This is a genomic window from Neorhizobium lilium, from assembly GCF_004053875.1.
Classification (GTDB): Bacteria; Pseudomonadota; Alphaproteobacteria; order Rhizobiales; family Rhizobiaceae; genus Neorhizobium; species Neorhizobium lilii.
This window is the reverse complement of sequence record NZ_SBIP01000002.1, coordinates 389,526-403,178: the sequence shown is the minus strand read 5'-3', so window position 1 is coordinate 403,178 and position 13,653 is coordinate 389,526. Positions and strand designations below refer to the sequence as shown.

The following is a 13,653-nucleotide window of genomic DNA, read 5'->3' as shown; positions in this document are numbered from 1 at the left end:
ACTCATCTTATTGGGGGTCGCGTTCAGCGCGACGCGATAGGGGCGAAGTGATGAGTCATTTGACGAGAAGTTCCGTGCGGACCGCAAGTTTGCGGGCGGGCGTAGCCATGGCGGGAATCTGCGCCGCATGGTCGGCACAGGCGCAGAGTGCGGTTGAGAATACGACTTTGGCGCCGATCGTGCTTCAGTCCGGTGACGACAGCGGCACAGGTCCGGTCAAGGGCTATGTGGCCAAGCAATCGACTACCGGATCGAAGACGGACACACCCCTCAAGGAAATTCCGCAGTCGGTATCGGTTATCGGGCGCGAAGAACTTGACGACCGCGGCGTCATCACGAAGGTCGACGAAGCTCTGTCTTATACGCCCGGCATCCTGACGCAGCCTTATGGTTCTGATCCCGATACCGACTGGATCTATATCCGTGGTTTCGACGCGAGCCAGACAGGTCTCAGCCTCGACAACCTGCCTTTCACCAGCACGGCCTATGGCAATTTCCAGATCGACGCCTTTGCGCTGGAGCGCATCGAAGTGCTGAAGGGGCCTGCTTCGGTCCTGGTCGGTGGTGCGAACGCCGGTGGCGTGGTCAATCTCGTCGGCAAGCGTCCGACGGATCAGCCGTATTTCTACACCGAGACCGGCATTAACAGCGACGGCAACGCTTTTGGCGGCTTCGATATTTCCGACAAACTGGGCAACAGCGATACCGTCAGTTACCGCCTGACCGGCAAGGTCGCCGGCGGTGACGGCTATGTCGATGACACGAACGATCTTCGCGGTTTCATCATGCCGCAGATCACCTTCGCGCCGAGCGATACGACGACACTTAACGTCTACGCCTATGTCAGCGGCCTCGACCAGACCCATACGACCAACGGCCTGCTTCCCTATATGGGAACGGTGGTCGACAACCCGATCTATGGCAAGATCGGACGCGACCAGTATCTCGGCAACGAGGACTACGATATCGGCAGGGCCAACCAGACCATGGTCGGCTACGAATTCAAACATGAATTCGACAACGGCTGGAAGTTCACGCAGAACGCCCGTTATGCGAACCTCTACAAGCGCGAACGTTATGTCTATGCCTTCGACTTCGATCAGACCGATGCACTGATCGGCCGTTACGCGGAAGATATCACGTCCAGGGCCAATGCCTTCAACATCGACAACCGCCTCGAAAACGATTTCGATTTCGGCGGTGCGAACCACACTGTCATGTTCGGCATCGACTATCGCTATTATCGTCTCGACACCGACAAATATGCTGGTTTCCCGACGTCGATCGATCCGCAGAACCCTGTTTATGGCCCGGATCCGGTCCTGTCGCCTGGTACACACCAGATCGTCACGATGAACCAGGTCGGCGCCTATGCGCAGGATCAGATCAGGTTCGGCGACGGCTTTATCGCAACCTTCAACGGCCGCTACGATTATCTCCATGGCGAAGCCAACGACCGCAACGGCGTCCTTACGAACTATTCCTCGGACGACCACGCCTGGAGTGGGCGCGCCGGTATCGCCTATGAGTTCAAGAACGGCGTGACGCCCTATGCCAGCGTTGCGACCTTCTTCAGCCCGCTGGTCGGCACCAGCGTAGACGGTGCGCTGAAGCCTGAAGAAGGCGAACAGTACGAAGCAGGCGTCAAATACGAGCCGACGTGGTTCGACGGCATGCTCACGGCTTCGGTCTTCCAGATCGACAAAGACAATTACACGGTCAGCATACCCGGCGTGGGCGACCAGCAGCTTGGCAACGTCCGTTCGCGCGGCTTCGAACTCGAAGGCAAGTTCAATATCGACCAGAACTGGAAGGCGATCGCTTCGTACTCCTACACGGATCTTGAGTTTACCAAGTATCCGGGCAGCCCTGACATGGTCGGCAAGACGCCTTACGTCGTTCCGGCGAGCACCGCCGGCCTTTGGCTCGACTACACTGTCACGGAAGGTGCGCTTGAGGGCCTTGGCCTTGGGGCCGGCGTGCGGTATCGCGGCAAGTCATGGGCGGACAACGCCAACACGCTTCGCGTCGGCGATGCCACCGTGTTCGATGCCGGTCTCCACTACGAGAAGAACGATTGGAAGGCGGCACTCAACGTCACCAATCTTTTCGACAAGGACTATGTTGCCGGTTGCGCAACCCAGTATTTCTGCGGTTACGGCCAGTCTCGGACGATCACCTTCAAGCTCAGCAAGGTGTGGTAGGACCGGCCATAACTTGAAACCTCAAAAAGGCCCAGCGATGGGCCTTTTCTTTGCGCGACTCGGTAGGCCCGCCGCATTCTGGAGCGGATAAGCCGTCAGGCTGCCGGCTGCTTGGTCTTTCGCAGGTAAGGCAGGACCGTGTCGAAAGAGCCGAAGCGGGCAATCGCGTCTTCGTTGGAAACGGCCGCCGTGATGATGACGTCGTCGCCCTGCTGCCAGTTGGCAGGTGTTGCCACCTGGTGCTTCGCCGTCAGCTGGATCGAATCGATCGCGCGCAAGATTTCGTTGAAGTTGCGGCCCGTGGTCATCGGGTAGGTGAGGATCAGCTTGATCTTCTTGTCCGGACCGATGACGTAGACGGAGCGAACCGTCGCATTGTCGGCCGGACTGCGGCCGTCGGACGAGGAGCCGGCTTCGGCCGGCAGCATGTCGTAGAGCTTGGCGACGTTGAGGTCGCGGTCGCCGATCAGCGGATAGTCGACGTCGTAGCCGGTAGCAGTGCGGATATCGTCCTTCCACTTTCCGTGGCTCTCCACGGGATCCACCGAAATACCGATGATCTTGACGCCTCGTCTGCGAAATTCGCCTTCAAGGCCCGCCATCGCACCAAGTTCGGTGGTGCAGACCGGCGTGAAGTTCTTCGGATGCGAGAAGAGAACGGCCCAGCCGCTGCCGATCCAGTCATGGAAATGGATCGTGCCTTGAGTGGTTTCGGCGGTAAAATCCGGTGCTAGGTCATTGATCCGCAGTGTCATCGTGTTGGCTCCCTTGTCCGTTGATTCAAGCCCTTTTGCAGATGATGGCATTATCCTGCGAAGGCTTGCTTTTCTTGCCGGATAGTAACGAGTGCCGTCTGCAAAACCACCATGTTTGTTCCAAAAATGAGGGGAATCGAAGCTAATGTTGCTTCAGGAGCAGTGCAACGCGTGCGGGTTTTGCTCTTCTACGGATGTAAAGAGCGAAACGAAAAGGCCCCGCAGGCGCGAATGCGCTGCAGGGCAAGCTCTTATATTTCCTGCTTTTTAGTTGATGACCTTTACGACCGTGCGGGTCTGCGGATCGACGATGACGCGCTCACGGTTGACCACCGCATAGGAATATTTCGGAGAGTCGGGTACAGGGGTCAGAACGACGGTTTCCGGCACGGGCTTGCCGACGACGACCTTTTCCTGGACCACGACCGTGTCAGCCGGCATGGGCTGTTCCTGGACATAGGTCACAACCTTTTCCGGCGGCGGATCGATGGCCGTGCCTGCGACGGCACCGACGACACCGCCCACTGCCGCGCCGATCGGGCCGCCGACGATCGCGCCCGTCACGGCGCCGCCGGCTGCACCACTCACTGTGCCCTGCTGGGCGAATGCCGCCGGAGCAAGGCCGGCGAGGAGCATCGACGAAATGAGAATAGCCTTGGTTTTCATGATCTTTTCCTTTGCTGTTCCGTTTCTGGTCTTGCCTGCTCCACATGAGCAGCCATGGCGTCACAATCGCTATCCCCGCCTGTCCGTTCCCGGCTTGGCCTTCGGTCCGTGCGGCCTTCGGACCAAAGGCCCAGCCATGCTTCTACAAGGGCCTGATGGGCGGATTGCAAAGGTCTGCTTGTGTTCTGCCGGCGGAACGAGCGGGGCAATGATCGGTTGCTTTGCCGATCATTCAACGCAGATCATTCAGAGGTGACGGAATGGAAAAGAGCGTCGTTCAAGCCCGCTGGCTTCTCATCCCGGTGGTGTGCCTGGCAGTCAGCCTCGCGGCCATCGGTACGATGTTGGGGTAGCGGCCTTGGCTGGGTAGGAGTGATTGTCTAGTCTTCCAAACCATCGTCGAAATGTTACCGGCTGCCGACATGTGCTTAACACTTCCGGGTGAGCCAAGACCACCGCAAATGCGTAAGGTTCAATATGCAGCCAAGAATGGTGAGCGGTATGGAAGAGTCGGAGATGGAGGTTATCGGATGCGTTCCAGACGAGAACTGATCTTGCTGACAAGCGGCGCGTTTTTAGGCCTGCTGATGCTTCCCAACCACGCGACCTTCAACGACGGAAGTGTCCATGTCCAATGGGCGCACGCGCTTGCGGGAAACGGCAACGGTGGCGGTAACGGCAATGGTAATGGCAATGGCAATGGCAATGGCGGCGGTAGTGGAGGAGGTAAGGACAACGGCAATAGCGGCGGCCAAAGCAACGGAAAGAGCAATAGTGAGGGCGCCAATGGCGCAAGCAAGGGTCCCAGCAGCACAAGCAGCGCGGATGACGACGCTTCGCCTGCTGCGACCGGCGCCGCACCGATCGGCCAGAACGCCGACAAGCCGCTGTCGGTTCGCCATGCCAATGGAACGATCGAACGCATAGCAGGAGACCGCTACGAAATGCAGGATGCGAAGTCCCGCACGATCGTCAATCGAAGGGCAACCGCGTCGGACCGCACGCGGCTGGAGGATCTTACCCGCTGAGCCGGTTTTCCGTCGCGTCGCGCAGGGCGAGAGCGGCTTCCGTACGATTACTGACCTTCAGCTTGGACAATATCCGGGTCATGTGGTGCTTGATCGTTTTCTCGTGCAGATCCAGCTGAATGGCCACGCGCTTATTGCTGAGGCCTGACGCGACAAGCTTCAAGACCTGCTGCTCTCTTTCAGTGAGCTCCGCCATCAAGTCCCGTTTCTGGCTTACTTCCTGGGCTTCCGACAGGCCGGCGATCAGCTGAGCGGACAGCGAAGGCGAGACATAAGTTTCGCCCGACGCCACCGTCTTGATGACATCCGCCAGAGAGCGGGAGCCGATGCCTTTCAGGACGTAGCCCTTGGCGCCTAGCCGCAGAGCTTTGGCAATGTCTTCGTTCGCTTCGGAAACCGTGAGCATGATGATCTTGAGCTGCGGACAGCTGGACATGGCTCTAGCCACGGCATCGAGCCCGTTCCCAGGCATGGAGATGTCCATCAGCATGACGTCCGGGCACTGGTTCTGCACGATCCGCAGGGCGTCGTCGCGCGATCCGCCTTCAGCCACGATCTCGAAGCCGTCGATCTCGCCCAGGCTGCGGATCACTCCCTCGCGAAACAGCGGATGATCGTCGATGACCGCAACTTTTATCTCCGGCATCAGGCGTGCTCCATTTCGTTCAAGTTCAGGGACATGGAGAGAATTGTTCCCTCACTGGATGTGGTGATGTTAAACGTGCCGCCGAGGCTTTCGATCCGCTCTCGCAGGCCCGCCAGCCCAAGACCGCCCGGCCTTGTGGCGGACGGCTCGAACCCTTGGCCCCGATCGCTGACCTCGATGACGATGTTGCCATCCACAAATCCCTGCCGCACTTTCTGGCCTAGTCCGCCGGCATGGCGGAAGCCGTTATTTAGCGCTTCCTGTACAAACCTGTAGATGGAGATCTTGGCGGAGGGGGAAAGGCGCCGCGATGGCCCATCCATCGAAAGCTCCACAGACGCGCCCGTCCGCTGGGAATGGGCAGCGACGGCCCGACGCAGCACGTCCGGCATATCTGCCGTTTCTATATCCGGGAGGACGAGGCCCGTGCAGATGCTGCGGATCTCGTCCATCGCCTCCTGCAAACGCTCCTTGATGGCGGCCACTTCCTTTTCCCTGGCATCCCGGGCGGCGCCGGGATCGACCAGAAGTTCGCTGTCGACCCTTAGCGCCGCATAAGCCACGAGCTGGGCCGGTCCGTCATGGAGATCGGCGCCCAGGCGGCGGAGATAGCTTTCGTTGAGGGCAGTGGCGCGTTGCGAGGCTCGCTGTGCACGCAAATGCAAGGCCCGGTTCTGAGACAGAAGCCCGGAAAGCTCCGTTACCCGTTCCGTCAGCGCCTTTTGCTGTGTTGCAATCGTACGGCTGCCGCGGAAGACGATAGCCGACAGAAGCAGGAAGAAGAGCAAGGTGACGCCGGCAACCGCAAGCCAGCTTTTAAGCCGCGCTTGCGTGAGACTGGAGTGGAAATCTTCGGCCACTTCATAGAATTCGCTGACTGCCACCACCTCGCCCGACCAGGGTTGCAGTACCGGATTGTAGATCTCGAGCAAAGGCTTGCCGAGCGCTCGTTCCGCACTGCTCTCGGGATCATCCGGGTAGCCGAATCCTGCCACCATCTGGCCAGCGAAAGCTGTCTTCAGGTCTTCGTTGGGAGGGTAGCGGTGCCCGACCATGTCCTTGTGGGTGGAGTAGAGAACGGTGCCATCGGCTCTCCACAAATGGAAGGAAATCACCCGCCCGCCAAGTGCACCCTGGCCGAAGGTCTCGTCGAGTACCCGGGTAGTGACATCGTCCAGGGTTTCGGCGGTCTTCAGGTCAGGTAGGATGGGTGCGATCACGCTATCGACATAGAGGGCGGTTGCGGCGCCGGAATTCCGCGTCACGGCAGCCTCGATGAGGCTTGTCACGAAAGCGCCGACCAGCAGCATGGCGCAAAGCGACACCACTCCGCCCGCCAGCAGGAACTGCCGGGCGAGGGATTGTTCATTCCAGCGACGAAGAATGCCGAACGGATGCAAGGGACACCGGTGTTGATCTGCAGCGCATAGCTATGGCAGCCGAAGCCAGGGTCAATCCCTGTCACTTAGGAATACGACAGAGCTGGAACATGCGCCCACGACATGCGTTCAGGTGCGTTCTTAGCGAGAGGCTTTTGATGATTCCTGACAACAAGCTCGAATGGTTCGCACGCTCCGGCTATGCGGCGCGCGGCGCGGTCTATGCCCTGACGGCGGGCATGGCTCTCCTGTCTTCCTTCGGCGGGGGACTGCCGGATTCCAAGTCGGCCATGCAGACCCTGCTGGAGCAGCCATTGGGCCAGATCTGGCTCGGCCTGATCGGCGTCGGGTTGGTCGGCTTCATCGTATGGCGGCTTATCCAGGCGATCTTCAATACGGACCATCATGAAAGCGATTGGAAAGGCTACGGCACCAGGGCTGTGCTTCTGGTGAGCGCGGCGACCTATACCAGCCTTGCTGCCTTTGCCATTGGTCAGGCGTTTCATCTTGGTTTCGGTGGTGGCTCGTCCGATGGCGGAAGCAGCTGGACCAGCTGGTTGATGAGCCAACCCTTTGGCCGTTACCTCGTCGGCCTGCTGGCTCTTGCCGTTCTCGGCAGCGGCGTCGCCCAGATCATCCGGGGCGCAAAACGCAGCTATCGCAAATACTTCGAGCGTGACTGGGGAAACCGGAAATCGCTTGATGCAGTCTGCATGTATGGTCTGATCGCGCGCGGGACGATTTTCCTGATTGTCGGCGTCTTCTTCCTTTACGCAGCCTTTGCAGTCGATCCGCAGCAAGCGGGAAGTTCTGCCGATGCCCTGACATGGGTTCGCCAGCTTCCGTTCGGCGGCTTGCTCTATGTCATCGTTGCGCTCGGGCTCTTTGCCTTTGGCGCCTATGGCTTCATCGAGGCCCGGTTCAGGATCGTCAATCCGCCGACATCCATGCAGCAAGCGCGCCGCGCAGTATCTATATAAGCCAAGGTTTCGTCTTCAAGGGAAAGAGAATGGCATTTCACCAGCGCATGCGACAAAGGATCATCGACCGGTTCATGACCTTCGAGCCGATCGGTCTCATCACTTTTGGCGCGATTGCGGGTGGTCTCTTTCTCTTCCTCAGCCTCGCGAGCGAAGTGAGCGAAGGAGAAACCCACGCCTTCGACGACCGTATTCTGCTCAGCCTGCGCGTACCGGGCGATCTTGGGACGCCGATCGGACCCTATTGGCTGAACCACGCGGTGAACGACATCACGGCTCTGGGCGGCACGACCGTCCTGTCGCTGATGACGATCCTGGCGACGACGTACCTTCTGCTCGGCCGGCGCAGGGCAATTGCCGCCTTCATGTTTCTCTCCATCGTCGGCGGCTGGATCGTCAGCCAGTTGGCGAAGCTCGGTATTGCCCGGCCGCGGCCCGATATCGTGCCGCATCTGGTGGAGGTCCACGACCTGAGTTTTCCAAGCGGACATGCCATGCTGTCGGCGGTGACCTATCTTACGCTCGCCGCGCTCCTGTCCCGTGCCGAACAGTACCGGTCCACGCGGATCTTCCTGCTGGGGACAGGCATATTGCTCACCCTGCTGATCGGGCTCAGCCGGATCTATCTTGGCGTCCACTATCCGACGGACGTGTTGGGCGGCTGGTGTGCGGGCGCTACGTGGGCGGCGGGTTGCTGGCTCGTATCGCGTCGATATATCTCCGCCAAACCAAGTGTGCCACCGCAGGCCGACGTCAACTCAGGTCCTTGAAGAGAACGTTCTGGTCCGTGAGGTATCGGGCGAAGATCGGCAAGCTGGCGCCGCCGATGGCGCGCGCCTGTGATCCCACTGCGCCTTCGATGATGTCCGGCATCACCACGCCCTGGAGGTCGAGCCGTTTGGCCTCGACGATCGTCGCCCGGACGAGCCTCTCGCGCACCCAGCCGGGAAATCCTCCGTCGATGATGGCCGCACCGAAGTCGATGATGGAAGCGGCCGCGACGATTGCCTGGGCGAGGGCCTTGGCGCTTGCATCGATCCAGGCGCTCAAGGGTTCACCGAAATCGATCCACTGATCGGCCGAGTACCACAGCGGTTGCGGGTCGATGTCGAGGTCCCGCAGCATCCGTTCCAGCACGACGATGGAGGCGATCTCCAGCAACTGCCGAGGCTCACCGTTCTTGCCCAGGACAGGAAGCGGGCCAACGGCACCGGCTGTGCCGGTTCGGCCGGAATAGATCGCCGAATTGAGGACGATGCCGCCGCCAATGAAGGAACCTACGAAGAAATAGACGAAATCTTGGTAGGCCGAGCCCTTGCCGAAGACGAGTTCGGCGCCGCAGGCGCTCGTCGCATCGTTCTGCAGGAAAACGGGGTAGGGGATCTTGGCCGCCACCTCCGACTGCAGGTCGAAATCGCGCCAGACGTCCATGGCGCCCTTGGGCGCCCCAACTTCACCCGCCCAGTTCCACAGTTCGAAGGGCGCAGCAATGCCGACTCCCGCGATCCGGCCTTGCTGTCCCGGGCCAAGCTCCGCCTCCAGCTTGGCCATCCCTCCCGTGATGAAGGCCATGATGCGGTCGGGCAGCGGGTAGGGGAAGGTCTCGTGGAGATGCAGGCGGATATTACCGACGAAATCCATCAGCACGAGGTCGGCGCTGCGGCGACCGATCTTCACGCCGAAGGAATAGACCGCGTCGGGATTGAGCTGCATGGGGACGGAGGGCTGCCCGACACGGCCGCGCACCGGGTCGCCCCGCAGGATCATGCCTTCCTTCTCGAGCGAACGCATGATGACGGAAGCGGTTTGGGCGGAAAGTCCGCTCAGGCGGGCGATGTCGGCCTTGGAGAGGGAGCCATACAGACGGACCAAGGACAGGATCAGCCGCTCGTTATATGCCCGCACCCGCACCTGGTTTGCACCGCCGGTGGAAGAAACAACCAGCGGAAGATGCGGCTGCTGCAACGGATCTTCGATGGACATCTGCCTGCCTCCCATAGCCTCCACGTCAGTTTCTATCTCCGGTGGATTAATAATTCAATTGGATTTATTTATTGACAAGGCCGCTGCCGTGGACATTAATGGCGGCTGTGCAGGGTGCCGGAGCTGGGGAGGATGCTTTCGCAAACGCGCTTGGCGCCGCACCTACAAGGGGATGCCCCTTCATTCATTTTCGGGAGGATGACAATGAAAAACACGTTACTTGCCACCGCTTTTGCAACGCTTGCCATGGGCGTCGCTTTTGCAGCGCCCGCATCGGCAGCGGATGTTTCCGCCTGCCTCATCACCAAGACCGATACCAATCCCTTCTTCGTGAAGATGAAGGAAGGTGCCTCCGCCAAGGCCAAGGAACTCGGCGTTTCGCTGAAGTCCTATGCCGGCAAGATCGACGGTGACAGCGAGAGCCAGGTTGCCGCAATCGAAACCTGCATCGCCGACGGCGCAAAGGGTATCCTGATCACCGCCTCCGACACCAAGGGCATCGTCCCGAACCTCAAGAAAGCCCGCGACGCCGGTCTTCTGGTCATCGCGCTCGATACGCCGCTGGAACCCATCGACGCCGCGGATATGACGTTTGCCACCGACAACCTGCTCGCCGGGAAGCTCATCGGCCAGTGGGCCAAGGAAACGCTTGGCGACAAGGCCAAGGATGCCAAGGTGGCCTTTCTCGACCTGACGCCCTCGCAGCCCTCCGTGGACATCCTTCGCGACCAGGGCTTCATGATGGGCTTCGGGATCGACCCGAAGAACCCTAACAAGATTGGCGACGAGGACGATAAGCGCATCGTCGGCCATGACGTCACCAATGGCAATGAAGAAGGCGGCCGCACGGCCATGGAAAACCTTCTCCAGAAGGACCCGACGATCAATGTCGTCCACACGATCAACGAACCAGCCGCCGCCGGTGCCTATGAGGCACTCAAGGCCGTCGGCCGCGAAAAGGACGTGCTGATCGTCTCCGTCGACGGCGGTTGCCCGGGCGTCAAGAATGTGGCCGAGGGCGTTATCGGCGCCACCTCGCAGCAGTACCCGCTGCAGATGGCAGCACTCGGCATCGAGGCGATCAAGAAGTTCTCCGACACTGGCGAAAAGCCCAAGCCTACGGCCGGCAAGGACTTCTTCGACACCGGCGTTACGCTTGTCACCGACAAGCCGGTATCCGCTATCAAGTCCATCGACACGAAGGCCGGCCTCGGCAAGTGCTGGGGTTAATCACTCAGTCGTTAAGGTGGGGATATCCATCCCCGCCTTAACTGGTTCCTGCGGCAGGCGCTTCCTTTGAAACCGAGCCAGATGGCTCTGCCAGTGCTGCCGCTTCAACCCACGTCAAGCGGAGAAGCTTCATGAGCGAGCCAACAGCGGCCGCGCCGCACCATGACTACGAGAAGGTCCTGAAGGACAGCGCCACCGAGGTCGCCTCCTTCGACCGCGACGACAAGTCGGCCGTCCAGCGGTTCCGGCAGTTCCTGCATTCCAGCCCTTCGGCAGTGTCGCTGATCGTGCTGGTCGCCTCGCTGATCGTCTTCGGCATCCTCCTTGGTGGAAAGTTCTTCAACGCCTTTTCATTGACGCTGATCCTTCAGCAGGTTGCGATCACCGGCATCGTCGGAGCGGCCCAGACGCTTGTCATCATAACAGCTGGCATCGATCTTTCCGTCGGTGCGATCATGGTTCTTTCCTCCGTGGTCATGGGCCAATTGGTCTTCCGTTACGGGCTACCCGTGGAAATCGCCATTCCTTGCGGTTTCGCGGTGGGAGCCTTGTGCGGTTTTCTCAACGGCTTCCTGATCGCAAGGATGAAGCTTCCGCCGTTCATCGTGACGCTCGGCATGTGGCAGATCGTGCTCGCCAGCAATTTTCTCTATTCGGCGAACGAGACCATCCGCGCCCAGGAAATAGAAACGACCGCGCCGCTGCTTCAATTGCTCGGGCATAATTTCCGCCTTGGAGGGGCCGTGTTCACCTATGGCGTCATTGCCATGGTGCTCCTGGTGGCGCTTCTCTGGTACGTTCTGAACCAGACCGCCTGGGGCCGCCATCTTTATGCCGTCGGCGACGATCCCGAGGCGGCAGAGCTTTCCGGCGTCAATGTCAAGCGCATGCTGGTTTCGGTCTATGTGCTGTCCGGTCTTATCTGCGCACTGGCCGGCTGGGCGTCGATCGGCCGTAACGGCTCGGTCTCTCCGACGATCGGTCAATTCGCGAATATCGAGTCCATCACGGCTGTGGTGATCGGCGGAATATCGCTGTTCGGTGGCCGCGGCTCCATCCTCGGCATGGTGTTCGGCGCGCTGATCGTCGGCGTCTTCTCGTTCGGGCTTCGCATGCTCGGCACCGACGTGCAGTGGACCTATCTCCTCATCGGCGTGCTGATCATCGTCGCCGTCGCAGTCGATCAATGGATCAGAAAGGCAGCCGGCTAATGGCAATCGAACCTATCCTGACCGCTCGCGGCCTGGTGAAGCGCTACGGTCGCGTCACTGCTCTCGACCATGCGGACTTCGACCTCTATCCGGGCGAAATCCTGGCCGTCATCGGCGATAACGGCGCCGGAAAGTCGTCGCTGATCAAGGCGATATCCGGTGCCGTCCGTCCCGATGAAGGCGAGATCCGCATGGAAGGCAAGCCGATCCAGTTCTCGTCTCCCATGGAGGCCCGCAAGGCCGGCATCGAAACCGTCTACCAGAACCTGGCTTTGTCGCCGGCTCTGTCGATCGCCGACAACATGTTTCTCGGGCGAGAAATTCGCTCCCCGGGATTCATGGGCAAATTCCTGCGCAAGCTGGACCATGGCGCGATGGAAAAAGTGGCCCGGGCCAAGCTTTCGGAACTCGGCCTGATGACCATCCAGAACATCAACCAAGCGGTTGAAACTCTGTCCGGCGGGCAGCGCCAAGGTGTTGCCGTCGCTCGCGCTGCGGCGTTCGGATCGAAGGTCATCATTCTCGACGAGCCGACGGCGGCACTCGGCGTCAAGGAAAGTCGTCGCGTGTTGGAGCTTATATCGGATGTCCGCTCGCGCGGCATTCCGATCGTGCTGATCTCTCACAATATGCCGCATGTTTTCGAAGTGGCGGACCGCATCCATATCCATCGCCTTGGGAAACGCCTGACGGTCATCAACCCGAAGGATTATTCCATGTCGGATGCCGTCGCTCTCATGACGGGCGCAAAGACCGTGGACGCGGAAGCCGTTCCTGCATGACTGTAACGATCGATGACCTCTGCAACGGCATCCTGAAGCGGGCCGGCGGTGCCAGCCGTTTCCTGGTTGGCGTTGCCGGCCCGCCGGGGGCCGGGAAATCGACGCTTGCCGATGCGGTGGCTGCTCATCTCACCGCGCTCGGAGAGGCGGCCGAGGTCCTGCCCATGGACGGTTTCCACATGGACAATGCCGTGCTGGAAGAGAAGGGCATACTGCCTCGCAAGGGCGCCCCGGAATCTTTCGACGTTAGGGGCTTCACCGATATCCTGCGTGCTGCAAGGCTGGGTGAGCAGGAGATACTGGTTCCCGTCTTTGACCGCAGCCGGGAGCTTGCCATTGCCGCCGCCCGGGCCATTCCTTCCGCCTGCCGCTTTGTTGTGGTGGAAGGAAATTACCTGCTTCTGCAGCAGGATCGATGGAAAGAGCTCCGCCCTCTCTTCGATTACGCCATAGCGCTGGCGCCTCCGGTCGAAGAACTGGAAAAACGGCTGACCGCCCGCTGGCACCATTACGGCCTTTCAGGTGATGCGCTGGAAACCAAGCTCCATGGCAACGACCTTCCGAACGTGCGGCTGGTTCTGTCGCAGTCTGCCGGAGCAGACCTTGTCCTGACGAATTGGACGGTTGACGATTGAACGGCAGATTCGGATTCTGAGCCACGACTGCATTATTTTCCGATTGCGCTGATCCAGGCACGGCACCGTGCCGTTAACATCGCCATGAGCCTGGATATTCCTCTTGAAGCTAATACATGTCACAAAGATGTGCCTGCGCCCCTTAGGGCTCGCG

General features: G+C 60.1%; 13 protein-coding genes. 8 read left to right on the top strand and 5 right to left on the bottom strand.

The window, feature by feature from the left end:
• Positions 1-50: 50 nt before the first annotated feature.
• Positions 51-2,204: a TonB-dependent siderophore receptor gene (locus tag EPK99_RS08120; protein WP_128442542.1), complete on the top strand. Its 2,154-nt coding sequence runs from the start codon at positions 51-53 to the stop codon at positions 2,202-2,204.
• A gap of 95 nt (positions 2,205-2,299) precedes the next feature.
• Here EPK99_RS08120 and EPK99_RS08115 read toward each other — a convergent pair whose 3' ends face one another.
• A complete protein-coding gene (locus EPK99_RS08115) occupies positions 2,300-2,959 on the bottom strand; it encodes a peroxiredoxin (RefSeq protein ID WP_128442541.1) in 660 nt (219 codons plus the stop codon).
• A 267-nt stretch (positions 2,960-3,226) separates the two neighbouring features.
• Entirely contained in the window at positions 3,227-3,625 is a 399-nt protein-coding gene (locus tag EPK99_RS08110; RefSeq protein ID WP_128442540.1) for a DUF1236 domain-containing protein, read from the bottom strand.
• 530 nt (positions 3,626-4,155) lie between these two features.
• Between EPK99_RS08110 and EPK99_RS25270 the strand changes: the two genes are divergently transcribed.
• On the top strand, positions 4,156-4,653 hold the full coding sequence (locus EPK99_RS25270) for a hypothetical protein (protein WP_164901735.1): 498 nt from the start codon (positions 4,156-4,158) through the stop codon (positions 4,651-4,653).
• On the opposite strand, the gene EPK99_RS08100 is transcribed toward EPK99_RS25270, so the two are convergent.
• Both EPK99_RS08100 and EPK99_RS08095 read right to left on the bottom strand, forming a co-directional pair.
• On the bottom strand, positions 4,643-5,302 hold the full coding sequence (locus tag EPK99_RS08100; protein ID WP_128442539.1) for a response regulator: 660 nt from the start codon (positions 5,300-5,302) through the stop codon (positions 4,643-4,645). The genes EPK99_RS25270 and EPK99_RS08100 overlap by 11 nt on opposite strands.
• Positions 5,299-6,699, bottom strand: coding sequence for a sensor histidine kinase (locus tag EPK99_RS08095; RefSeq protein WP_245582364.1), 1,401 nt, complete (start codon positions 6,697-6,699; stop codon positions 5,299-5,301). The genes EPK99_RS08100 and EPK99_RS08095 overlap by 4 nt, the downstream gene beginning before the upstream one ends.
• Before the next feature lie 137 nt (positions 6,700-6,836).
• Between EPK99_RS08095 and EPK99_RS08090 the strand changes: the two genes are divergently transcribed.
• Together EPK99_RS08090 and EPK99_RS08085 are read left to right on the top strand one after the other, a co-directional pair.
• A complete protein-coding gene (locus EPK99_RS08090; RefSeq protein WP_128442538.1) occupies positions 6,837-7,658 on the top strand; it encodes a DUF1206 domain-containing protein in 822 nt (273 codons plus the stop codon).
• A 29-nt stretch (positions 7,659-7,687) separates the two neighbouring features.
• Complete coding sequence (locus EPK99_RS08085; RefSeq protein ID WP_128442537.1) at positions 7,688-8,428, top strand: phosphatase PAP2 family protein; 741 nt, start codon at positions 7,688-7,690, stop codon at positions 8,426-8,428.
• Here EPK99_RS08085 and EPK99_RS08080 read toward each other — a convergent pair.
• Complete coding sequence (locus EPK99_RS08080) at positions 8,412-9,641, bottom strand: ROK family transcriptional regulator (protein ID WP_128442536.1); 1,230 nt, start codon at positions 9,639-9,641, stop codon at positions 8,412-8,414. The two genes, EPK99_RS08085 and EPK99_RS08080, sit on opposite strands and share 17 nt — an antisense overlap.
• Before the next feature lie 204 nt (positions 9,642-9,845).
• On the opposite strand from EPK99_RS08080, the gene EPK99_RS08075 reads away from it, so the two are divergent.
• The 4 genes from EPK99_RS08075 to EPK99_RS08060 all read left to right on the top strand — a co-directional run bounded on the left by EPK99_RS08075 (position 9,846) and on the right by EPK99_RS08060 (position 13,499).
• Positions 9,846-10,871, top strand: a complete 1,026-nt coding sequence (locus EPK99_RS08075) for a sugar ABC transporter substrate-binding protein (protein WP_128442535.1) — start codon at positions 9,846-9,848, stop codon at positions 10,869-10,871.
• A 131-nt stretch (positions 10,872-11,002) separates the two neighbouring features.
• Complete coding sequence (locus EPK99_RS08070; protein ID WP_128442534.1) at positions 11,003-12,082, top strand: ABC transporter permease; 1,080 nt, start codon at positions 11,003-11,005, stop codon at positions 12,080-12,082.
• On the top strand, positions 12,082-12,864 hold the full coding sequence (locus tag EPK99_RS08065; protein ID WP_128442533.1) for an ATP-binding cassette domain-containing protein: 783 nt from the start codon (positions 12,082-12,084) through the stop codon (positions 12,862-12,864). The genes EPK99_RS08070 and EPK99_RS08065 overlap by 1 nt, the downstream gene beginning before the upstream one ends.
• Positions 12,861-13,499, top strand: a complete 639-nt coding sequence (locus EPK99_RS08060; protein WP_128442532.1) for a nucleoside triphosphate hydrolase — start codon at positions 12,861-12,863, stop codon at positions 13,497-13,499. Before EPK99_RS08065 ends, EPK99_RS08060 begins: the two co-directional genes overlap by 4 nt.
• Positions 13,500-13,653 lie beyond the last annotated feature (154 nt).

Excerpts from the sequence above, each read along its gene's own strand:
- EPK99_RS08065 (WP_128442533.1), top strand. The coding sequence starts at position 12,082 with ATGGCAATCGAACCTATCCTGACCGCTCGCGGCCTGGTGAAGCGCTAC.
- EPK99_RS25270 (WP_164901735.1), top strand. The coding sequence starts at position 4,156 with ATGCGTTCCAGACGAGAACTGATCTTGCTGACAAGCGGCGCGTTTTTA.
- EPK99_RS08080 (WP_128442536.1), bottom strand. The coding sequence starts at position 9,641 with ATGTCCATCGAAGATCCGTTGCAGCAGCCGCATCTTCCGCTGGTTGTT.
- EPK99_RS08075 (WP_128442535.1), top strand. The coding sequence starts at position 9,846 with ATGAAAAACACGTTACTTGCCACCGCTTTTGCAACGCTTGCCATGGGC.
- EPK99_RS08085 (WP_128442537.1), top strand. The coding sequence starts at position 7,688 with ATGGCATTTCACCAGCGCATGCGACAAAGGATCATCGACCGGTTCATG.
- EPK99_RS08115 (WP_128442541.1), bottom strand. The coding sequence starts at position 2,959 with ATGACACTGCGGATCAATGACCTAGCACCGGATTTTACCGCCGAAACC.
- EPK99_RS08120 (WP_128442542.1), top strand. The coding sequence starts at position 51 with ATGAGTCATTTGACGAGAAGTTCCGTGCGGACCGCAAGTTTGCGGGCG.
- EPK99_RS08090 (WP_128442538.1), top strand. The coding sequence starts at position 6,837 with ATGATTCCTGACAACAAGCTCGAATGGTTCGCACGCTCCGGCTATGCG.
- EPK99_RS08110 (WP_128442540.1), bottom strand. The coding sequence starts at position 3,625 with ATGAAAACCAAGGCTATTCTCATTTCGTCGATGCTCCTCGCCGGCCTT.
- EPK99_RS08070 (WP_128442534.1), top strand. The coding sequence starts at position 11,003 with ATGAGCGAGCCAACAGCGGCCGCGCCGCACCATGACTACGAGAAGGTC.
- EPK99_RS08060 (WP_128442532.1), top strand. The coding sequence starts at position 12,861 with ATGACTGTAACGATCGATGACCTCTGCAACGGCATCCTGAAGCGGGCC.